Here is a 23,621-nt window from a genome sequence, read left to right as displayed (position 1 = left end):
CAACAAAAGTTGTAATGAAAAGCTGTTCTTATAATTTGTCTTTAAGCTGACGAAATTTTTTCAGATTTTTATTTCAGCAGTAAGGAATCATACTCTTCTAAAAGATTAACTTCTTTGCCGGTGATTCCCGCAATATCGCCAGAAACGATGGATAGATTTTCTTTCATAATACTAATGTCTTTTTCGCGTTTTGCCCAAAGTTTTTGGGTTACTTTTTTTCTGCATCGAGTTGTGTAAGCATACCATCGTATATTTCTAGAATTCGTTTTGTTTTTTGAGAAAACTCTCCACTTGTGAAATAGCTGTACAAGATTTCCATTTTGTCGCCTCGGTTTTCGTTGGCTATTTTTATTTTTTGTGTTTCTATTAAAATCTGGCGAAGAACAACTACCAAAGATTTTACTTCCTGATAAGAACAAACCCAAATTCCATTAACTACATCAAATTTTTCAATGTTTTTGGGTAATGTCTCCGTAACAAGAACTGCGATTTCGGCTTTGGCATTCAGCTGATCCTGTTTTAATTTATCAAGCCATTTTTGGTCAAAATTCTTGGTCCGCTTGGTTTCGTAAATAATCTTACCGCAATTTTGAAGCATATCGTTATTTACCGTCTGCAAAACATCTGCTCCTAAAGTTCCTTTCTGCACTTCATCAATCTTGTCCCATCTGAAGTTTTCCTGAAGAAAATCTTCCAAAGCCAACTCCAAAACTTCTCCCTGCAACTGCATAGAGCCTTGTTCCTGTTTGCGTTTCATTTCTTCGGTGAGTTTCTTTTGATCTTCCAACTGTTTTCTGAGTGTCGCCAGTTTTAGTTCATTATCGTCTTCCAGTTGCTTTCTTATTCTTTCTTTTTCTTCACAAATTTTGACGTTCAGTTCTTTTTCAGTTTCTGCTTTGATGGCATCTCTCATTTCAGATTTTTCTCTTACGAGTGTTGAAATTTGAGCTTCCAATTTATTAAGAGCCTTCACTTTTTCTGATTTTTCAGCAAGTTCTTTTTGAAGCAGATCAATGCTTTCTCTGTTTTCTTCTTCAATAGACTTTTTCAGTTTTTCCGAAATCTCTTTCTCAGACTGCTTTTTAGCTTTTTCTAATCGTTCTGTGAAGAGTTCATTTTCTTCCTTTTTCTTTTTTTCGAACTCAAGTTTCTCTTTCTCAAATTTCTCTTTCTCAATTGCATCTTTTTCTTCCTTCCGCTTAGCTTTCTCCTGAAATTCGTGTCTGATGCTGTCTTCAATTTGGTGTTTAAGTACATCATTTACATCAATAGATTCTCCGCAATGCGGGCAAGGGATTGTAGTTGAATTTTTCATTATATTTACTTTTTACATTAATGAAGCAAAAGTAAAATCCAACTATGCAATAAAACTGCATAGTTGACTATTATTAAAAAATTATCCAATATTTATGGTGTAAATGATATCGTGAGTAATGTCTTTTTTGATCTTAAAAACAAGGTTTTCCAATTCCATATCTTCAGATTTCAGAAAACTTATAGGTTTCAGACCGTGGGAAATTCCACCGTCTATCCTTATGCTAAAAGACACCTCATCATTCTTAAATTGGAAAAATCTGTAATGAGGCAAACGATTTTCATTTACCAGATCTATATTAAAGTCAAAGTCTTGCGAGATGTGCTGTAAATGATTTTCATAATCGACAATAGTTTTGTAATTATCTATAATGTAATATGGTTCTCTGTTACTTCTAAAATCGTTCTCGGATAAATGAATTTTGAAATCATCAATTTTGATCTCACAAATCGTTTTAATCTGATCTATGAACTGCAAGACTAACCGCATAGAAAATTCAGACTGATTGTACTTATCAAAATAATCTACAGAAAAGTTTCTGTTCTTTATTTTGTCCATCAAATCCTCTTTGTTTTCAAGATTATTAAACATTGCTAATACAAGATCATTGCTATCGGAATTAAAAGGCAATGATCCCACTCTTGCTTCAAAGATATTGGCAGTGAAAGTAGGCAATATACAGTCTGCATAATTCGCTAACTGCTGACCTCCCACTTTATAATATGTAATGCTTCTACTTTTCAAAATATCGCCTACCAAGAAAGGATAATCAGCTTCAGCAATATAAGAAATCGACTGATTGTCATTCAATATTACAGAAAAGTGAACAGGATAATCTGCTATTTTGTCTTCGATTCCTTTTTTTAATTGATATCCTACTTCCAGCTTGTGGATAGAGAGTTTTTCCTGATGGTTATTGCAGTCTAAACTGCCTTCTATAATCAGATTTATTTTGATTCTGTTTCTCTTGAATTCTTCCAGATCGTATAATTTATCAATATCCCAACTAGAAACTTGGTTGTTGATATGGATGTTGATCTCTTTCACGCCCTGATGGTATTGCAGGCTGATGACTTCATTAGTCAATGTTCCAAAAATATTGGAAATAGAAAGTCCTGTATTTTGTAAATTTTTCGGCACCTGATTTTCATTAGCAAACCGAAGCCAGTCACGGGCAACATTTCTATCCAAATCTTCCAAATGCCATTGGGAAGATCTGTCTATCAAACATTTTGTGCAGGCTTTGTTACAATCACAACCCAAAGCCTGGTAAGCTTTCGTGAGTACTTCTTTGGTGTACATAGAAAACTGAGAAGAATAGCCTGCTCCACCTTTTGCTGTGTCGTAGATAAAAATGGTTTGATAGCCGCTGTAAGTTTTGATTCCGAATCCTAATTCACTTTCTTCTATGGCAAGAAATTCTGCCAAAGATTTTGTGAAGACGACTCCCAAAGTGTACATCAACGTCTTGTCATTTACTCTTTGTCCTTCTCTATTCAAAAGGCGAATTTCTGTAAAATCTGTTTTGAATCTGGCTCCTAAAATGATGTGGTCTTTTGACTTCCCATCGCAAAAACTTTCGCCATCGTTATTTTTACCACCACGCAGTCTGCTGTGACCAACTAACTTATCACTAGCAGTTTCTACCCTACCGCAACTGGTACAAAGGCTGTAACCTTCTCCATCTCCCATATTGTAAAACAAGATTTCTGATCTGTCATCATCTGTAGAACGTACATCTACAATACTGCTTTGATCCTGATTCCAAGGCTTGATATTCAACAGCAGTGGCTCTAAATATTGTGGTTTAGATTTTTCCGAGATCACGCGCGTAGGTTTTTTGAAAAGATCGACTGCAAATCCCACAGGCTCCACCAATTCTGTCAGCTTTCCACGATATTCTCCAAGGTCGATACCAATTAATGAATCTGTAGCGTAGCAATGATCGCAATTATCATTTAATTGATTACTTAAGGAAATGATTCTTTGGTAGCCACAATTTTTGCAAGCCTGTACTGCATTTCGTTCTCCCTCTTGTCCCCAATTATTCTTCATTATGATTCCGGCAGACATATAGCTGAGTCCGTCTATCAACACGCTGTTGCCGGGCGCAAACTCCGTCAATGCACTAGTAAGCGGATAACTTGGATTTTCTGTTACTTTCGAGTTATCATTTTTAATGTCATCATAAACTGTTTTTTCAAAATCTACGATGCCAGTTGGTAAACCAGCATTTGGTAAAAACCCATTTTCTGCTAGGTAGGTAAGAATATGTTTTTTCAGAAACTGGCTTTTGCGGTACTTTATGGCTTTATAGGCTGCACTATTTTCTCCATCAGTTTCCAACAAGATTCTAAGCTTTTCTTCAAAGCTTGTAAACTGTCCTGTAACCCCTCTTGCGGTTTTCATAAAATTATCGTAAACAGAGAACTTCAACTGGATGGGATCTGTATTTTCAAGTGATGTTCCTTTTATCAGATATACGAGGTCATCTTTGTAATTATCAACAGAAAGATCAGACAGCCAATTCAAAAAGTTCTGTCCAAGATTGGGTTGCTCTCCCAGAAAGAATTTTTCTATATTTTCTTTGATGTTCAATCCTCTGTTCGCATTGTTTCGGATGAAGAGCCCAAATAACAATGAATTGGTGTGTCTCAAAACAATATTCTTGCTGTCAAATTTCAAAATAGGTGGAGCGATGGGATGCTCCAAAGCCCATTTTGGCTGAGCCATCGTTCTCAGACCAATTGGATTGGGTGCGCAAAAAGTGAGCGCCAATGATTTGTTTTCTGCGCGCCGCCCGGCTCGTCCGGCTCTTTGCAAATAGTTGGCCGGCATTGGAGGAACATTGCTCATCACAACCGCCGAGATTCCGCCAATATCAACTCCCATTTCCATAGTTGTGGAACAGCTCAGAACATTGATCTCTCCCTTTTCAAACTGGTCTTCCAACTCTACCAATCGGGATTTTTTCTGCTGTGCAGAATGTTCTCCTGCTAGATATAGTTTTTCCTTATCAAATATCCTCTCGTGCAAATCATTCCACAAACCTTTGTTTCTGGCTTCTAGCCTATTTTCTTCAATCCAACTATTAATAATATCATCGTGTAAATCTTCATTCTGATCTGACAAATGAAATGGATACGGATAAATAGGCATCTGAATATCTGTCTGACTTTGGATTTTGTAATTCTGAATATTTTCTTCGCTCAGCGAACCTTTTATCCAAGGTGTATAATCTCTAAAAGTATTATCTAAAAGCCTGTTTGTGACAGGGCAAAGAACTTCTTTGCCAGCAATCTCAAGTTGCGTATGGGTAAAAAAATCCAGCTTATAACCGTCTCCATCTTTGGTAAGAATCTTTTCCTGCAAGGTTTTCCAGATTTTTTCTAGTAAATGATTTAGCTGACTTTCTCTTACCGCATCAATATCTTCAGGGTTGTACCATCCTAAACCAGCGCAAATCAATAGGACAAATCTTGGTTGCGTTTTTGAATCTGCTTTATATAATTTCCAGCTATTCTTCTGCGCGGATGCGCTTGGGTAGATTAATTTAGGATGGTATAATTTTGAATTAAATAGACGCATCCTGTCATCAAAAGTAAAGTTGAAACCATCACGAATAACATAATCCGCCGCAATTTTGAGTAAAGTTTTCCATTCTTGCAGATTGATGTTCAGCAACGATGCTTCCTCTGGTAAAATGACAGAATCCAATTCCGGATAAACAATATTGACCAATCCAAGATTCTCTAATGATCTTTCCCTACCGATTCTTCTTGCAAACTGACTGTACAACAAACCTTTGGCATATATTTTACCATCCAATTCAAAATCTTTTCCTTTTGCAGCCTTTATAAACAATGTTTTGAATCCGTTTTCTGTCATCATTTTATCGATGATATCCTGCCATTTCGTTCGGGTCAATGAATGATTCACGTTATTTTCATTCGATAATAAATTCTCTATTTCAGATAATCTGGCTCCCAATCCGGCTATTAAAAAAGGAGGAATATCAGTTTCCAATTGTCCTGTTATGTACGCCCTTTCTTGCAGGAGCTGATCATTAGAAAATCTATTTGTCTGCTGCGCAAGTTTTCTAATCATCAAATGATAAACTTGATACCTGATCCAATCTGTTTCCGCATCGATATTAATCAAGGCAGAAATTTTTGCAGTCCCTTGTCGGCTGTCTGTAAACGAAATGTATTTTCTGCCGTTGTAAAGAGTTTTATTTGTTAAACTTGAAGCAGGCTGCGTTTGATCTAAAACAATATCCGAAAGAATCCGATTGGTAAATGCAGAAGAAATCCTGAAATGAATTGAATTTTCAGTTTGATTACCGCAATGTGGGCATTTGAAGTCATCAATTTTTAAGAGATTTTCATTTTCATAGATTATCTTTCCTTCCTGATTAATTGAACATTGTATCAAGTTTCTATTAACCAATCTTTCTCTGCTATTATTTTTTATAAACCTTACAGTTTTAGAAGAATTGTTATTTGAAGTTTCATCTTCATTCTCCCCATCAATCTGAAAAGCTTCGTATCCGCTGCTTGCTTTTTGAGAGACAACACTGTTTTTCAGTTCTCCTTCCAGCATCATATTACCACAGCTGTTGCAGGCAATTAATTCCAGCATTGGAAAGCCACAATTGCAATGTGTTTCTGCTACGGTTGTCATTCTGCCCAAAGCTTTTATGGGAATATCCGGTTCTGTACAATTGTTATTGGTGCAAACATAAACACCACCAATTCCTCTTGTAAAAAAATGACCTCGCAATGGCAGAAGGTTTTTACCATTTATTTTTTGATCCGCAAGAATGTCCATCGCTTCAATCTGATCTGCTCTACTTTGAAGACCTAAACGATTTCCAATTTCTGAATTGGTCAATCCTGAAGTATTCAATAAAAGGTTTCTCAAATTTTTAATTTGAGTTTTGTTCAATATTTCAGAAATATTTGGAATATCTGTATCCGGAAAGTCATTTACTCTAGAGCCAGTGATCACTTGAATCTGATCTTCTGAGATACCGCATAAATTGGACATAAATTTCTTTAAAATGTCAGAATTTCCATTTCCGACTGTTGCAGAAGTAATGGCAAAACGAACATCCTTAATATTAACTTTGAAAGCTGAAATAACTCTTCTGATCAACAAAGCCATTTCAGCCGCTTTGGATCCCGTCAAGGTATGCGCTTCATCCAAAAGAATCCATCTTAATTTACCTTCAGATTTCTCGATAATTGGCACATCGGCATTACGTACCAGCATATATTCCAGCATTGTAGGATTTGTGAATAAAATCTGTGGTGGCGAATTTCTAATTTGTTCTCTGGAAATAAGCTGAGGCATTGCGCTGTCTTTCTTTTCAATACTTGACTCTCGATTGGCTGTACTTCCTGTAAGCAAGGCATAATTGATTCCGCCCAAAGCGTTACACCAAGCGTGCATTCTCTTTTGCTGGCTTGCAATAAGCGCATTCAAAGGATAAAGGAAAATAGCATTGACGCCTTCCTGATCTCGGTTATTTTCATATATATCCTGCAAAACGGGCAACATAAAGCATTCTGTTTTTCCAGATCCTGTTCCTGTAGTCACAGCTATAGACTTTTTGTCTAGCAACAAAGATTGCCAGCTTTCTATCTGGTGCTTGTACGGGAATCTGTCTTTAGGGAACTGAAATTCGGGATTTCTAATTGAATCCAAAGATTTTATAAAATTGGTACCATATAAGAAATTGGTATTTTGAAAATCTATATGAGACTGCTCCCAAGGAAACATTGCTTGGAAAACCGCATCTGCCATTATTGGTTCTTGGGATAAAATGGATTTAAAATAATCCTGCATTTCTTTGTCCCCAGTTGCCCAAAGAGAAAGGATTGCATCCGTCAAACGGTTTTCTGCTTTTGTGTAAAAATTTTTGAAGTTCATAGTTTTAGTTTTGCGATAATACTTGTAAAATTATTCTGTTGTAAAATTCTGGAGATAGATACTGCGCGTACTGAATATTCCTCCTAATCTGCTCCCGAAAATCATTTCCGCCCCAAATAGGAAATTCTTTCTGGACATTTTTTATAGATTCTGCCACGGCAATTGGTGCTTTGATCAGCAGAAAAAACTTACCATACTCATTGTTTGGAATATTATAATAATCATTTACATTAGGTTTCATATCTGGTAATTCTTTCAAAACACGCTCTCCTAAATCAGATCTTATTTGATTAATGAAAGGATTATAAACTTTATCTGTAAAAATTCTTTGACCATTCAAAAATTGAATCATCTCGCCCAAGTCATTTTCATTCATATAATTCGAAAATAATGCAATCACATTTCTGAAATATTCTTCTCCGATAAATTGAGCAACTTCATTAATTGCATCGTGCCAATCATCTTTTCTAATCCAGTGGAAGCAAAATCCCAAATCTGTTTCTAATTCTGGAATCATTTTCTGTATAAATTCATCTGTGTTAATTTGATTAATTCCTAAAAAGAAAAACGCTCTCGATGCGACAGCTGAACTCCGAGAAACAGCTCTCAACTGATCGAAAGTTGAAAATGGAATATTTTGATTGATACAGATATTGAAATAAGCCAATATCTCTTTCCAAATTTCAGATTTGAAGTCAGAAGTTTCAAGCTTATGATGGTACAACTCAATTCTTTCATTCTTTTGGAGACTTTTGAATTGATTATCTGTGCTCACAAATCTAGGCATCAGATGTCTGTTTTTTTCGTAAGAAGAAATAATGATGTATTGATTTGTAAAGTTAGTTTTCGGTATTTTGTAATCTTCCGATTCTTTTAACAAAGGAATTAGGCTAATATTTTCTGCCGAACAATTGAGCGGAACTGCATATAAGGACAAATCATCTTCGGAATTCCACAAGTTCAGTTTTCCCTGAAATTGATTTTCTACATTCAAAGTGTGTGTAAAGCCTTTCAGAAAATATTGTTTAGAGACGCCATTTTTTTCAAGCTCGATGCTCAACATATTTTCGTGGTTCATAGCATCTGCCAAGAAATACAGACGCAGAAGTTCATCTTTAAAATAAATCAAAGGTTGTATTTTTAGCCGTAATTCTTTGGATATTATAACCTCTGGTCTTAGAATATTTTTAAATTTTATAATAACAGATTCCTCACTCTCGCTCAAAATCCTGATGCCGTGCAAATGATTAAATGTAAGTTGTGATTCCTCAAGAATTATTTTCCCTTCTTGATCTATTAAAGTAATTCCAGTAAACGGACAAACAATCTCAAAATGCAGACTTTTGGAATTTCCTATTCTTAAACTCGCAAGTATGCTGTTTGGAATTTTGTTAAATTTCGTTTCTACAGAAAGCTTATACGCACGATTTTTACTTTGTTCAAAGACTTTCAAGATCGGTGTTTCTTTAATTTTGAAATCAAAATTGTTATTTGAACAAGATAATTCTGCTGAAGAAATATTCTGATTGGAGTAATCTATTCTGAGATTTCCAATATTATAGAAACAATCATAAGCTGTAGTTTGGTCATTTACAATTTTCACATCAATGCAGCCAAGCGGAAGATGATTCAATTCGTTGATAGTTTTCCAAATTTCGAATGATTTATGCTTGATAAAAACTTCATAATCGCTACTTTTTAAAGCTTCATTTTGATCATTATAAACAATTATTTTGGGTACATTTTGTACAACAACCATCTTGGCCTTAAACATCCATTTTGGCATTTGACTTACAATTGTCCAATCAAAAGAAGATACATTGCTGATAAAATGTCTTGTATAAAACTCATTGCTTATTTCTGTCTGACCTTCAAATTTTATCCAATTGAAGTTTGTGTCGAATAGATTAAACAATTCAGGCTCCTGTTTTGATTTCCAACTTTCGGGGGATAAAATTGCTGCAATTTCACTACTTGTAGAGTTACCTTTTATAAGCCGCCATTCATTATCAGAAAATGGCACCCACAAACTAGGTTCAGAAAAATCTGGAGCTGTGGTTATAAAATCTTTTACCTCAAATCTGTTATTATTGACTATTATGTAGCAATTTGGTAAAAGAGTATCCCTTGTCCATTCCTGAGCAAGGCGGTTGTTCCACTCTGTTTTGTAATTTCCGCTTAGCATCTTTTGAAAAACGCAAACCAATTGATCATTGATGAAAAAATGATTGCTTTTCTCAACAATTTCCAAACCTAAAATATGTTCCAATACCTCTTTTGTGTAACTATCTGCTAGACCCAGACGTAGACTTAGTTTTAGTTTTTTGGGATCAATGTTTAGAATCCAGTAATTCTGAATTTTAGAAGCTCGTTGCTTTTTTTGTAAATGCGTTTTTCTTTCCCTTAGCTCCTTGTTTATTTTTTTAATTGCAACATTAGAATTTAGAAGATCATCGTAAGTTGTTTCGTCATTCAGAATTGATTTTACAATTTCCAAACAGTTTTCATAAACAATATCATTTCTGCTGGAAGGGGGTAAAAGATTAATAATTTGTGGTTGAAACATAAAATCTTCAATCGATTCTGGTTGCTCTTCTAGCACTGCCAAAAGGAAATTTTTGTAACTTCCTTGATTTTCGGAAATATGCAAAATTGGAAGTCCACCCTGCAGAAGTAATGTTCTGAAAAATAAAATATTTTGCTTCTTCAACCATTTTACACCGAGTATTTCTGCGCCTATTTTGGCTTTTTTGTAGAATTCATCGCAGTCGATTACAGATTCGAGGTTGATTCCTAATGATTGAAAGATGATTTCCTTGCTTGGTTTTCCGCCGTTGTAGCAACGCTTCCACCATTCGGCAAAATACAATGCGCAATCTACCGGATTTATCTTATTTTTATTTTCACTGAGTGAAAAAGATGTTTTCAATTGACTAAACTCATTATTTGACAACTGAAATTTCCATAATGGATCTCCAGAATACTTTTGAATATTTCTGGACGTTAAGATCTTATCGAATTCGCTCATCTTTATTTTTTACAATATTATATTCTATCTATGCAGCAGATGTGCACTAATATTTCAAGTTCATTTGATGAATGCGGTTTTTGATTTTTCCCCTGAGAATCTCTGGCTCCAAAACTTTCATATATTCGCCGTAGGAAAGGATAAGTGACTCCAATTCATAATTGATTTTTACATTTAAGAAAAGAATATTTTCTTTAATCAATTGAGAACCGTGAACTGGTTTTGAGGCAATGTATGGGATAATATTATCAGAAAGTTCTATTGTGATTTTGACTGTTTCTTCTGCAAGATTATTACTTACGCCAATGATGTCTTCAAAATATTCATCAAAGTTTATTTCATTATCAATGAAAGTTTTTTCTGAATTTTCAACAGCAATGATTCTGTCTAAAGCTAAATTTTGAATGTTTAAATACTTATGATTCCACCCGAACAAAAACCAGCGATTATTGTATTGCTTTAAATAATAGGGCGAAATCGTAAATTGGGATTCTTTGTCAGATTTGAAACTTTTGTAGCTAATTTCTAATGATTGATTTTGAGAAATATATTGATACAAAACGTTCAAAAATTCTAAACCTTTTAAAAATTCATTCTCTTCAAAATTGATAATTTGATGATTTTCTTTGTCTAAATTCAATCCAGATCTCAATTTGGTCTGTAAAGAATTTATCCAATCAAAACCGGGAAGAGAATTCATCCTACCAAGTGTTTCAAGAGCTTCATTCAGTGTGTTTAGTTCCGAAGGGTTTAGTGGTTTTTTCAGAATAGAAAAATCTTTTTCTGAATATCGATAATATGTTTTTCTCCCTTCTTTGTATGATTCAATAGGAGCCTCATAGCCTGCTAAGCTTTTCATAAAATCTAAATCCATCAAAATCTGGCGACGGGAAACTGTAGTTTCATCTGCATAATGTTCTGACAAAATTTGAGAACAATATCCAATTAGATCATCAATAAAAAACTTCTTATATGGATTAGAAAAGCAATAATCTAGCGCTTTGTAACGGAGTTGTGCGTTTTTGTTGGTTGCCATGGGGTAGAATTTATGAGTTTATTGTAAATCTAAGAAAAACAGACTCCACTAAAATACGGGAAACCATAAATTGACAAAAAAAATAAAAGAAAGTACGAGATAGCGAAATTAAAAGGACTAAACTAAAATTTCGGTATTTTCATTGAATAATTAAAAAGATACTATATAAAAATGTCCAGTTTATTAATTAATAAACTGGACATTTTATTCGTTCTATTTTTGGGGCGTATCCTCCCTAATTTTTTTATTATACTTTTAAGTAAATATGTGAGAACAACATTTGCAACTTAAAAATCAAAAAAATCTTTTAAAGAAATTCCAACGAAATCACAAAATTTCGATATTGTATAAATAGTCAATCCTCTTTTATTGTTTTTACTTTCCCATCGATTTAATATCTGCCTATCGATTTCGAATTTTTTAGCAAATTCAGATTGTGACAAACCAGTTCTGGCCCTAAGAAACTTAATTCGATCAGCAATTTTATTTTTTAGCAATATATCTTCCTCGTTGAGTCCAGCCATAGTGCAATTTTGCAAAAAACCATAATTTAAATGTAATCCATTTGGATTACAATGATGTTTTTTTCTACATTTGCTAATAATAAAATTCAATTATTCCAATAGAATTAAAACATTGAAGCAATTGATTAGAATCTCGCATTAGAAAACTGGTAATTTTTATGTGTACGATAAGATAAATAAATTTGCCCGCGGCTTACGCTCACTGTACACGGGAACACCAGTGCCTCTAATGATGTGAGTTGAATTCCACGCCCTCTTTCTTTTGGGCGAGATTTAGTTAGATAATGTTTTGAATGGTACAAAGAATTCAACCTTATAGATTTCAACAGTTCCTTCTAGCAATAATTAGCTAAAACCGCTGCTTATGAAAAGAACAGACTCTTTGCCCCGAAAGCTGAGCAATCTTCAGTTGTACGAATTGCTGAAAAAAGGCAATCCGACCGCTCTGGAACACATTCATCTACGCCACAAAAGACTTCTTTTCTGGCTTGGATTGCAGGTATTGAAAGATGATTTTGTAGTAGACACGATTGTTCAGGATACCTTCCTAAAATTGTGGCTACACCGCGACACCATTGAATCGCCTGATCATATCATCGGCTTTCTACGCTTTGTGATGAAAAGGGATTGTATCGCATATGTGACTGCGCCAAGAAATAAATTCACCCGCCTGATGGCTTCTCTTGACAGTTTTGAGAATTATCAGGAGTATCTTGCAGGTTATGATCCTTTAAAAGATAAAGAGTTTTTACATAGCCATGAATCCGATCAAAAAAAATTTGATGAAATAACAAAGGTCCTACCCGTTCTAAACCCCAAAAGAAAACATCTGATAGAACTCTGTCTGGAATATGGTTTTCAGTACAAATCTATCGCAGAAGCTATGGGGAGCAGTGTGACCAGCATAAGCACGGAGGTGAGCAAAGCCATAAATGATCTTCGTAAAATTCTTAAAGTAACTTCTTTTGAGCAGTCACAGGAAAAAGTTTTTGATAAAGAAAAGCAGACAGAAAAACTCAGCAATCAGCAACTCGATATTATCAAAAGACGGTTTGAACAGAAATCTTCTTTTGCAGTGATTGCAAAAGAACTCAAACTACCGGAAAAAGAAGTCCATCGGGAATTTCTGTACGCCTATCAGCAACTGCAAAATCAAAACTGCTCTAAAATACCGCTTTAATATGGAAAAGTCTACGATAACCCTGACCCGAAAAATTCAGCTGGTGATTGATGTTCCATCTGATGATAAAAGCCAGATGTGGGAAAAGCTTTACCGGTATCAGAACCGCTGCTTCCGTGCGGCTAATTTAATTGTTTCCCATCTGTATCTACAGGAAATGATCAAGGATTTTTTTTACCTGACAGAAAAAATCCAATATAAATTAGCTGATGAAAAAAAAGATGAAATGGGAATCTTCGATCGTTCGAAAACAAACACGACGGCACGCCTAGTCTTTGACAAATTCAAGGGAGAAATTCCCACCGATATTCTGGGATGCCTGAACAATACAATTCAATCAACCTTTTCTAAAAACAAAGCCGACTATTGGCAGGGATCAAAATCTTTAATGAATTTTAAAAAAGACATTCCCATTCCGCTTCCGGTCAAGTGCATCAGCAAAATGAAGTATAATCCCGAAAAGAAAGCGTTTTGCTTCAATATGTTTGCTATTCCTGTTAAAACTTATTTAGGGAGAGATTTCTCGGATAAACATTTGGTACTGGAACGCCTTTTAAGAGAAGAGATCAAGCTGTGCAATTCACAGGTACAGCTGAAAGATGGTAAAATATTTTGGCTGGCTGTTTTTGAATTTGAGAAAGAAAACCACGGTTTAAAACCCGAAATAATTGCAGAAGCGTACCTATCATTAGAACATCCAATTGTTGTAAAAGCCAATAATGTGAGAATGAATATTGGCTCGAAAGAAGAATTTCTCTACCGCAGGCTGGCGATACAGGCCAGTAATAAAAGGATTCGAGCCGGAGTCGCCTATTCCCGTTCCGGAAATGGAACCAAACGGAAACAGAAGGCAATGCACAAGACCGAGAATCTGGAAAATCGTTTTGTCAGTCATCATCTTCATCTGTACAGCCGGATGCTCATTGATTTCTGCATCAGGCAACAGGCGGGCACCTTGATTCTTAAAGATCAGGAAGACAAAATAGGGATTGCAAAAGAACAGGAGTTTGTGCTTCGCAACTGGAGCTATTATGAATTGCAGACCAAAATAAAATACAAAGCAGAAAAGGCCGGTATCGAATTGATCATCGGATAGCTAAAAAATTGAGGGTGCTTGTAAACCCGTAGGGTGAGGTTTTGAACACTCACTAAATACTGGAAACTGAATATTTTTTCTGGTGTATACAACGGCGTGGGTTTCTTTTTTCATCAAAACTTCAGCACTGAAATCTTGAACATCTAATGTCTGTTCTTTCAAAAACCTGTAAGTCTGTGAATCTCACTCGCTTTCTTGCGAGCTTATATTTTATTCCCATTTGCTGTAACAGTTGTTTGAACTTCAGAAGGTTTATCTGTAGTTAATAATACGAATGATTGCTATTTCATACAAAAACATCTATTTTGATTGAAATAACGAACATCCGGAAATAACACTTGATTATTTACAAATTCAATTGATAGGAAATGGAACGTCCACCACCCGATTTTAGAAAAACTCCAATTTCGGAAAGATGTTGTAAATCTCTGGTTGCAGTGGCTTTAGAAATTTTGTTGATAGACATATACTTTTTTGCATTCATTCCGCCAACAAAAGAATTTTCTCCCATTTCTGTCATTTTCTGAATAGCCTTCAATTCTCTTTCATTAAGTTGGTTTTTAAATTGATCGAAAAACAAAGTTTTCTTCAAAGTAAAAAGTGCTTGATTTTTAGAATCGAGTAAAGCATCCTGCAATATTGAGCAAAAATAAAGCATCCAGCTGTTTACGTCAAGATTTCGCTGAGCTCGCTTTAATTCTTCGTAGTAACGGTTTTTGTCCTTTTCAATAGATTTTGAAATGCTAATAAAAACAGGTGTTTCAAGTTTCTCGGACAAAGCTTTTTCCGCTAAAGCACGTCCTATTCTCCCATTTCCATCTTCAAAAGGATGCAGAGTCTCAAAATATAGATGCGCTAATGCCGAAAGCACGACACCTTCTCCGATTTTCCCAATGTCGTTCATTTCAAAGTCATTATACCATTTCAAAAATTGCGGTATCATCAGTGGCAGATCCTCAGAAGGTGGCGCTTCATAATGGATGATGAAATCACCAAATTTACCTGACACCACTTGCATTGGCTCTATTCCTGTTCGAAATTGTCCGGCATTAATTCCTCTTTCATTTTCCATCAAGATATGGTGCCAGTCCAAAAGTATTTTTTCGGAAATTGGCTTGTGATAGCTGCTTTGAACTTCTATCATCAAATGTGCAATGGCATTTGCCTTTTTGTTCCGGTTGTTTTGATGGTAATCTTTGATACCTAAATTGGCTTTCAGTGAGGACATTACATCTTCCCGACTAAAATATTCGCCTTCAATTTCTGATGTTTTTAGTGCTTCAGAAAGCATAATTTCAGCAAATAAATCTTGTTTATTTGCTTCAGAAAAGCCCATCACAATTCCAGATATTTCGCCCAAATCGTGCGCAAACTGTTGAATCAGCGGAATGATTTCTCGCTTATTAAATATGAATTTCGGGAAATCTTCTGATTGCCAAATATATTCCATGAGCTGATTAAATAATTTATTTGGCTCAAATATACTAAAATATATGAGCCGATTAATGTTTTTAATCGGCTCATTATTTTGTTTTTTGAAAGAATCAGCATTTTTAAAAATATATTTCTTGAGATTTATTTGGATTAATTATCCACGTTTTATTAACTTATTTTGATTTCATACTCGCTTCATATCCATCTCTAAACCTCAAAAAATCTTCTGCTTTCTTTGGATTACTCTTAATCCATGACTGCATTATTTGAGTATTTTCGCTCAAGATTTTAATCTCATTTTCATCGTAGATATTTTTTCCTTCATTAGCAATTTCATTTAAAATATCCTGGCGTAGTTCACTTTTCGCTTTGATGCTTTCTCTGTACCAATTGGTAGAGAAGTTGATTGAGGCGATAAATACTAAAACTGAAAAGACAAAAACTCCAATTCCGCTCCAAATAAATATCTTCTTCCATTTTAGACCCTTTGCAAAACCTTCCAAATCATCTTTAGTTTCTTTTGAAAGAACTGTCTCTACCTGAGTAGGAATACTGGCAAGAAATTCAGTTCTCTTGGCTTCCTCTAATTTTGAAAATCGAACTGCATCATCATAGATCGAATGCATCTCTTGCAAACTCATTTGTACATCGTTCAGCAGATTAGTATGGTGTTCGATATCAGACTGAAGTTTGATATTTTGTTCGATATTCTCCATATTTGATTTGATGACATTTTCTAAAAGTTCCATTCCATTACTTTTAGATTCTTTATTTTCATTTTCCATAATTATTTTTTTTTTTAATTATCTTCTAAATTTTCGCTTCTTTTTCCAGAGTTCATCTTCGTCCTGAGAAACATAGGTCGGATTAAGAAAGTCACTTAGTAATCCACCTGCAATTTCTATTAGGCTTTCATTTGTTTCTGATCTCAGATGATTACTTGCATCATTTACAACACTATTTTGATTCAATGATTTTACTGCATCACCAAGACCCGGATCTATTGCCGACAGGGAGAACCCAACATTTTTCCGAAAAAAGAATCCGTTTTTCTCTTGGCTATCACCATTTTTATTTAACCAGAAATCTTGAATTTCATTTTTTTGACCGACTTTAAATTCTCCTTTATATTGAATCTTTACAGAAATTCCTTTTTGTTGTAGATTTTCCCGAAATTCCTTTAAATTGTCAGCGTGTTTTTGTGCTTCTCTAATTGCTTGTTTTATTTCAAAAAGAGATTTTATTTCAGAAATTTTCAGTTGATTTGAGATTTCAGACAATTTGTAACCAGCTTTATAGATCCTTTCGGTTTGAAAATTTTTGTCTTTTTCCATAACAATCCGCATTCCCGAAATCCCGTCTTTTACATTTGAAGACAATTGAATCTCAAAACCTCTTTTCTTCATTGCTGCAATCAAATCATCAAAATTATTTTCAGACCTAATAACTTCGGTTAAGGTTTTCAGCATTTCTTCTTTTTTCTGAATTCCAATTTCAACATCGGTCAATAATCCTTTCTCTTTGCAAACTTCTCTGACAGCTTCACCAAATCTCTTTCCGATATCGTGTGCTTTCACAGTGCACTTCCCCGAAATATCAATTCTGTTTACGATAAAATGAATATGCTTATGTTTCGTAATGTTGTGAATATCCAATCGGTACTGATTTTTGTTTGTCACTCCAATTTTTCCTAAAGCTCTGGTCGCGATTTCTGCAAATTCTTCATCCTTCAATTTTCTACCAATTTCGTCCGGTTGAGAAATATAACCTGTCAATGCCCATTTCTTCACTTTGGAATTTCGTTCAGCTACAGTTTTCATTTCTAAATACTGACCGTCCGGATTTGAACTTAAAAGACAATTTAACGAAATCATTTCCGCTGTTCCTTTGTCATTTCCATTATATTCCAAAGCGATTTTTGTAATGGTTCTTGTGGTCGCAGAATTATTCATTTTTTTGAATTTTTGAATATAAATATTGATGAATCAATTCGATCAGATTTTCAATTCTCAATAAAATTTCTTTCTTATTTTCAAAAACATTCCATTCTCGATTTCGTAAAAGATTGCTTATTTTTTTGAAATGAGATCCATATTGAAGTAAGACTTCATCGGTTTGAAATTCATTAATCTTGAGTTCTTTTTCGAACAAAACATTCCGTATATAAGTGGATAGTTTTAGCGGATATTTTTCTTGTTTTTGAACCAGAATTTCATATTCGGAATTGGTCATTCTGATCGAAATAACCTTATCCAATTTTTCATTTTGTTTGGTCTTCACACCTCCTTTCCGACCTAATTCCTGAAAGTGTTTTTTTCTCTTTTCCTGAGCAATATTTTCCGCATTTTCTTTGGCAGCTTGCTCTACGAATTCCTGTAAAAAGTCTTTTCCCATTGTGTTTTATTTAAGTGTATTTCAATACATTTCTGACGATAGGAAGAAATCAAAAATCCCAATTTTGCAATCAGCGGATACGCTTATTGTAAACTTTGGGTACTTTTTGCACTAACTACCCACCGTCTTGTACCTTTGCTTATTTTACCAAGGTTATTCTCTTAATACCTTTATCTATTTTACTCAGGTATTTAAAAGACAACCTTGTGTTATTTCACTCACCTTTTTCTAAGCTTTACCTGTCTTTCATTTGATGGATTTTTATGAATCAACCAATCATTCAGGTCTTTAAAATCTGAATACAAAACCCGACAATCTTCTGCGTTTTTATTTTCACTTTTAATCATTTCAACTGCACGATTTCCAGCTTCATCATTGTCAAAATAAAGTTCAATATTCTCGTAATCTTTGAGTGAATTCTTAATATTAGAAATCATCGAAACTGAATTCAAAATGATGTAATCGGAAGGTCTTTTTTCTAAAAAGATTTCTACATTTTTAAAGGAAAGAAAATCGAAAAAGCCCTCGAAAATCCGAAGCGATTCTGATCCGCTTTTTATAGTGGAAACATCTTTTTTACCCAAACAAATTTTGGAGTATTTATTGCGGATTTCATAACCGCCAGAATCGTTCTTAAAACCAATTCCGAAATAGTTTTTATCTTTCATTCGGTAATGAATTTCGTGTAAGAACTGAGTTTGATTTCCAACTTTTCTTTCTCTTAAATATTCCAAAAGTGCAGGATGCTGGATTTCATTTACGTCAATTATGTCATAATTTTTACTCGGGTTTTCGAACTTCTGTTCAGGAATATTTTGATTTAGAAAAGAAGAGAAATTCTGACCTTCTGCCCATACTAAAACTTCATTGACTGAAGCGTTAAGATATTTCTTCATAAAGTCGGTATTCGTTCCACCGATTCCTTCTGAAAATAAGTACCAATAGTTTAGGCTTTTATTGATTTTAAAAGAGGCTTGGGATTCGTTGGCAAAGGGGTTGAGATACCAAGCTTCTTTTTCCGATTGTTTCGTTGGAAGGTGTCCGAGAGAAAGGAGGACTTCTTCCAGCGGGATTGTATTAAATTGTTTGCAATTCATAGCTGTAAATTTTCCGTGTTTTGAGTGAGAAATTTTTTGTTGAATTGTTGAGAAAACCTTGTAACTTATTGATTTAATAATATTTAGCTACTCAACAAATGCTCAACAATTCAACAAACTAGAGTTTTTCCGCTCAACAAACATTCAACAAAAAGTGAAGTTTAAAAGTTTGTTGAGGATTTTGTTGAGTTTAAAGTGTTTGATTTTCTATTCATTATCAATCAATTCAACATTTCAACACGTTTATTAAGAATAAAATCCTTTTTTATGGTGAAATAGCGACCAACTGAATTGTTTTGGTAAAATATTCCTGCAAAATCAAGGTCGTATCTGATGTAAGTCAAACCATTATTTTGTGGATTTAATTTCCAAGTTTCCTTTAATAGAGTTCGAATATCATTTCTCGTCCAATAAGTAAGTCTAAACATTCTGATGATCATATTCAGCAAGTCTTGCGGAACGACATTAATTTCTTCATCGTCATTGGTTTCAAAAAACTCATAAAGCAATTCTATTATTTTAGATTCGAGTTTATTGTTGTTTTTGAAAACTAATTTTTGAAGTGCTTTCGTTCTGATCTCATCGGCTGAAAACCACATTCTTGTTTTCTTCTCCGTTGAAAATGGTCTTTCGATTAAAAACCGAAGAAAGTAGGGGATTTCGGAAATGAGGTTATTCAAAAATTCAGTGTTTTCGGTTTTGATCGGATTGATTTTCAGAATCCAAAATCGAATTTCGTTTTCATCAATTTGAATAAAATTCTCCTCATTATTGGAACAAAGAATAAACTTGGCGAAAAAATCGATTTCTTCTCTGTCTTTTCCTTTAGCTTCTAGTTTATCTTTATTAGTTGTCGATAGATATTTCAATCTTTCCGTGATTTCTTTTTTGTCGAAAAAAACTTCATCGATTGCCACCAACAACATTGCTGCCCAATCGCTGTTGAATTGACTTCCGAATGAATCTCCTTTGATGTAAGTCATATTCAACCCGAAAATCTCTCTCAGCCATTTGATAAATGTTGATTTTCCGGTAGCTCGTTCTTTGGACACCAAACATAAAATAGGTAGAATTTGCGTAGGAAATTGTAAGAGAATTTTCAAATAATCCAAACCCATTTCCAGTTGTTCACCGAAAATGTGCGCTACAAAATTCAAAGAAAATGGAATATTATTTTTTAAATTTTCCTTTTCGGATGAAGGAGCAAATGGGATTTCATTGTAAATATTATAGAAACCTTGAACGATTTGTTGATAATTTAAATGCTCCGGAATGCAACAGAAACCATCAAATTTTGGCACAGTTGAAACATAACTTTTTCCGTGATCGCTCACAATTGTTTCTCGATTCCAGCGAACCAAAACTGAAGTTTTATCGCCAGAAATCAATGGCTTTTCTATCACTTTATAATAGGTGGTTCCAACTCTGATGTAGGGAATTTTTTGGCTCATCTTTGTAGATTTTGGTTAGAATCTACATTTGCCTTTCTTGAATGTTTTCTGAAATTGACTTCCGCTTCAGATTGGATTTCTTCTAAGGTTTTTTTCTTTCCTTTCGAAATCCAATCCAATAATTCGTCTTCAAAGAAGTAAAGTTTCTTGCCATTTTTGTAACAAGGAATCAATCTTTTCCTCACTAGAGTATAAACAGTAGGTTTTGCCTTACCTATAATTTGGCAAGCTTCTGCAATATCAATCGGAATTCTTTTTACGGGAATTATCGGAGGTTCTTTCCTTTCTACCAGAAATTTAATTTCAGCTATTTCGCTAACCAGATGCGCTACTGCTCGTGGCAGATTTTCAAATGAAATGTCATTGCTATCCATAACTATTGTTTTTGATTGTTATGGTGCAAAGAAAAAAAGTGATTCCTCTGTGATCGTTATAAACACGCAATCACAGAGGAATCACTAAACATACACTTCACTTTGTGATTTTTTATGTTCTTTGGTAGCCTGTCAAGTCTTCTTGAATTTTAATATTACCTTTTTGAGGTTCATCTTTCAAATGTGACTTGATACTATCTAAATCTATATCATCAAGCGAAACAAATATAGTTTTTAATAATTTTGAAATTTCTTCCTGTTTTATTGGTCTAAAATAATTCCAAATATTCCAACCGAAATGATAAAGATCTAGATTAGTTAGTCCTTTGGTTTGGACAGAAATACCTTTAGGAATGCCTTCTTTTTTTGAGTATAAACTTACAGCATTACAAAGTGTATCAAGATCTTCATCTGTTACATATAATGCAAGTTGATTCCGAGTATAATCCAGAGCGATTTGTAGTTTTACACTTTCATTGTGTTGCTTTTGCTGGAGTTGAGCATTTCTTATAGATTCTAGATTTACGGATTCAGTAGTTTGATTCACACTGTTTTCCTCCGAATTTTCAACTAAATAGATTGGTGTATTTTCATCAATTATATGCTTTTGCTTTTCCCCTACATTCTCAAGATTTTCAGATGGGATCAAATCTTCAGTAGAATTTTCGGAACTGCCTTTTTTAGGGAAAATCTTTCTGTATAAGACTATTATACCATCGAGAAATAAAATAATAAGTGCATAAAATAATATACTTAATGCTGTGATTGACCAAAATACAATATTTGCGGTATATTCGTCACCACCTTTTCCAAGAAAAGAAATTCTTGCTATCGCTCCCCCTATTACACATACTAATAAAACGGAAAGGTAGATGACAATATATTCGAAATATTTCAAGTGCATTTTATAAGTTTTTTAAATGAATAGCGGTCGAAGCTTTATTTTTCTTTTCATCAACAACCTTTGCGTAAACCTGCGTAGTTTTTACGTTCGTATGACCAAGCATTTTACTCACTGTGTAAATATCAGTTCCACTCGAAAGTTGAAGCGTTGCAAAAGTGTGTCTAAAATTATGGAAAGTTATTTTTTTGGTAATTCCAGCTCTTTCAATCCACTTCTTAAGTGGTCGGGAAATCCAAGCCGGATTAGTCAAATTTTTAAAAATCAAATCAGTTGGAAGACCTACTTCACCACAAAGTTGTAATGCTTGTTTAGACATCGGCATATATTCTACACCTTTTGTCTTTTTTTGAGTAAAATTTATTTTTGCCTGATCGTTTTCAACACTTACTTCGTTCCACGTTAGTTTCTGAATATCGGAATGTCGCAGACCTGTTAATGCTGAAAAAAGTGCTGCTCGTTTAAGAACTTCAAGTTCGCAAGGCGTTTCAACTAAAGTATTAAGTTCATCAAGTGTTAAATATTCTCGTCTTGATTCCTCGTGCGGAATGGCTTTAATTTTAGCAGAAATGTCAGTCGTAAAATATCCATCAATAAAAGCTTGCTTTAATGCAGCTTTGAAAACAGAAAAATAAGTTGAAGCTGTATTTTGAGAAATAATATCTTCCTTATTGCTACCACTTTTTGCAGTCAACAAATATGATTTAAAGTGTTCACAGAATTTTGTATTGATCTGCGAAAACATAATTTTTTCGCCTCCAAAATCTTTTAAAAATTCTATCGAACGATACCAATTTATTTGAATAGATTCGGAATTGTTTTTATGTCTTTTATTAACCAGCAAATCAAAATATCTCACAAAATTCTCCTTCGATTTTTCCTTTTGTTCTACTTGAATTTTGTCGAGTTCGCTGTAAAGTTCTATATTATCATATTCTCTCTGACGTAATTTACGCATAGAATCCGCATAGAACATTGTCTCGCGGTCGTTTTCGCTTTTGCAAACGATAATACCATTGTCATCTCTTTTAGGTTTAAATGAAACGGATTCTTGGGTTGTTCTTGCAGGTCTTTTCTTATCAAAATCTACGGTTGTGACACTTCGGTTCAAATATTCCCGGATTCTTTGAACTTTATCTTTACCGGGAATCATCACAGGATAACTTTCCAAATAGATAAACCATTCTTTTCGGAATTCGGATTTTCGCAATCGTACGGTAACTTTGGTTTTTAATAACTCTTTCATTTTCCGTCAAAAATTTTATCAATTAAATTTTTAGGAACATACACGAAACTTCCAACTTTCTTTGTCGGAATTTTGTTTCTTTTAATTAGGTTTGTTACAGTTCCTGGATCAGCGTAGAATTTTGAACTAATTTCAGAAATTGTATAACAATTACCAACTTCAAAATTGGGTTTCTCAGGAATTTCCTCTGACTTAGCTGTTATTTCAACTGCTGTAAACATTTGTTCTATATCAATTTTGCTTACACGAGTGAGTCGCTCGCCCAAATTGATGGCAGGTATTTTTTTACTTTTAATTAATCTATGAATCGTGTTTTTTGAAATCCCAAAAAGCATTTCCGCTTCACTCACAGATATATAAGGTCGTGTTTGCAATTCAGCAATTTTAGAAACTGAGTTTTCTAACAGTGTTTTTTTTGCTTCGATTTCTTTTGCCAGTTGTTTTTGCCTTTTTCCCAATTTTTCCGAGCAATACTTACTACAGAATCTGGTGGCAACTGTTTTTGCTTCGAATGGCTTCTGACAAAATTCACAAAGTTTAGGTATTTTAAGATTGCTAAAGCCCATAATTCAACTTTTTTAAATTTAAAAATATGCATTAGCACATTTAAG

17 protein-coding genes are annotated in these 23,621 nt (G+C 34.2%); 2 read left to right on the top strand and 15 right to left on the bottom strand.

Going from position 1 to position 23,621, the window contains the following annotated elements:
* Positions 1 to 208 precede the first annotated feature (208 nt).
* The 5 genes from BMW39_RS00280 to BMW39_RS00260 all read right to left on the bottom strand — a co-directional run bounded on the left by BMW39_RS00280 (position 209) and on the right by BMW39_RS00260 (position 11,837).
* On the bottom strand, positions 209 to 1,315 hold the full coding sequence (locus BMW39_RS00280; protein ID WP_051879953.1) for a DUF2130 domain-containing protein: 1,107 nt from the start codon (positions 1,313 to 1,315) through the stop codon (positions 209 to 211).
* An 81-nt stretch (positions 1,316 to 1,396) separates the two neighbouring features.
* Positions 1,397 to 7,249, bottom strand: coding sequence for a DEAD/DEAH box helicase (locus tag BMW39_RS00275; protein WP_034976286.1), 5,853 nt, complete (start codon positions 7,247 to 7,249; stop codon positions 1,397 to 1,399).
* A 4-nt stretch (positions 7,250 to 7,253) separates the two neighbouring features.
* Entirely contained in the window at positions 7,254 to 10,277 is a 3,024-nt protein-coding gene (locus BMW39_RS00270) for a hypothetical protein (protein ID WP_034976284.1), read from the bottom strand.
* A gap of 46 nt (positions 10,278 to 10,323) precedes the next feature.
* Positions 10,324 to 11,313 carry a helix-turn-helix transcriptional regulator gene (locus tag BMW39_RS00265; protein WP_034976282.1) on the bottom strand — a complete coding sequence of 330 codons (990 nt, stop codon included), beginning with the start codon at positions 11,311 to 11,313 and terminating at the stop codon, positions 10,324 to 10,326.
* A 287-nt stretch (positions 11,314 to 11,600) separates the two neighbouring features.
* A complete protein-coding gene (locus BMW39_RS00260) occupies positions 11,601 to 11,837 on the bottom strand; it encodes a helix-turn-helix transcriptional regulator (RefSeq protein WP_034976278.1) in 237 nt (78 codons plus the stop codon).
* Positions 11,838 to 12,201: 364 nt separating this feature from the next.
* On the opposite strand from BMW39_RS00260, the gene BMW39_RS00255 reads away from it, so the two are divergent.
* Positions 12,202 to 13,017 carry an RNA polymerase sigma factor gene (locus tag BMW39_RS00255; RefSeq protein WP_051879952.1) on the top strand — a complete coding sequence of 272 codons (816 nt, stop codon included), beginning with the start codon at positions 12,202 to 12,204 and terminating at the stop codon, positions 13,015 to 13,017.
* Position 13,018: 1 nt separating this feature from the next.
* Positions 13,019 to 14,113 (top strand): hypothetical protein, encoded by a 1,095-nt coding sequence (locus BMW39_RS00250; protein ID WP_034976275.1) that lies wholly within the window; start codon positions 13,019 to 13,021, stop codon positions 14,111 to 14,113.
* Positions 14,114 to 14,459: 346 nt separating this feature from the next.
* Here BMW39_RS00250 and BMW39_RS00245 read toward each other — a convergent pair whose 3' ends face one another.
* From BMW39_RS00245 to BMW39_RS00200, 10 genes are all read right to left on the bottom strand, one after another.
* Positions 14,460 to 15,563, bottom strand: a complete 1,104-nt coding sequence (locus BMW39_RS00245; RefSeq protein ID WP_074719272.1) for a Fic family protein — start codon at positions 15,561 to 15,563, stop codon at positions 14,460 to 14,462.
* Positions 15,564 to 15,720: 157 nt separating this feature from the next.
* Positions 15,721 to 16,332: a hypothetical protein gene (locus BMW39_RS00240; RefSeq protein ID WP_034976270.1), complete on the bottom strand. Its 612-nt coding sequence runs from the start codon at positions 16,330 to 16,332 to the stop codon at positions 15,721 to 15,723.
* Positions 16,333 to 16,350: 18 nt separating this feature from the next.
* On the bottom strand, positions 16,351 to 17,499 hold the full coding sequence (locus tag BMW39_RS00235; RefSeq protein ID WP_074719271.1) for a relaxase/mobilization nuclease domain-containing protein: 1,149 nt from the start codon (positions 17,497 to 17,499) through the stop codon (positions 16,351 to 16,353).
* Positions 17,492 to 17,941 carry a plasmid mobilization protein gene (locus BMW39_RS00230; protein WP_034976268.1) on the bottom strand — a complete coding sequence of 150 codons (450 nt, stop codon included), beginning with the start codon at positions 17,939 to 17,941 and terminating at the stop codon, positions 17,492 to 17,494. Before BMW39_RS00230 ends, BMW39_RS00235 begins: the two co-directional genes overlap by 8 nt.
* 218 nt (positions 17,942 to 18,159) lie before the next feature.
* Complete coding sequence (locus tag BMW39_RS00225; RefSeq protein ID WP_051879951.1) at positions 18,160 to 19,038, bottom strand: toprim domain-containing protein; 879 nt, start codon at positions 19,036 to 19,038, stop codon at positions 18,160 to 18,162.
* Positions 19,039 to 19,259: 221 nt separating this feature from the next.
* Positions 19,260 to 20,489, bottom strand: coding sequence for a primase-helicase family protein (locus BMW39_RS00220; RefSeq protein ID WP_034980150.1), 1,230 nt, complete (start codon positions 20,487 to 20,489; stop codon positions 19,260 to 19,262).
* A complete protein-coding gene (locus tag BMW39_RS00215; protein ID WP_034980153.1) occupies positions 20,486 to 20,863 on the bottom strand; it encodes a helix-turn-helix domain-containing protein in 378 nt (125 codons plus the stop codon). Before BMW39_RS00215 ends, BMW39_RS00220 begins: the two co-directional genes overlap by 4 nt.
* A gap of 112 nt (positions 20,864 to 20,975) precedes the next feature.
* Complete coding sequence (locus BMW39_RS00210) at positions 20,976 to 21,767, bottom strand: DUF2214 family protein (protein WP_034980156.1); 792 nt, start codon at positions 21,765 to 21,767, stop codon at positions 20,976 to 20,978.
* Between the two features lies 1 nt (position 21,768).
* Complete coding sequence (locus BMW39_RS00205; protein ID WP_074719270.1) at positions 21,769 to 23,010, bottom strand: site-specific integrase; 1,242 nt, start codon at positions 23,008 to 23,010, stop codon at positions 21,769 to 21,771.
* Complete coding sequence (locus tag BMW39_RS00200; RefSeq protein WP_034979888.1) at positions 23,007 to 23,576, bottom strand: helix-turn-helix transcriptional regulator; 570 nt, start codon at positions 23,574 to 23,576, stop codon at positions 23,007 to 23,009. Before BMW39_RS00200 ends, BMW39_RS00205 begins: the two co-directional genes overlap by 4 nt.
* Positions 23,577 to 23,621 lie beyond the last annotated feature (45 nt).

This window comes from Epilithonimonas lactis, assembly GCF_900110605.1.
Classification (GTDB): Bacteria; Bacteroidota; Bacteroidia; order Flavobacteriales; family Weeksellaceae; genus Epilithonimonas; species Epilithonimonas lactis.
The sequence above is the reverse complement of the archived record's forward strand: the minus strand, read 5'-3'. Positions and strand labels throughout refer to the sequence as shown.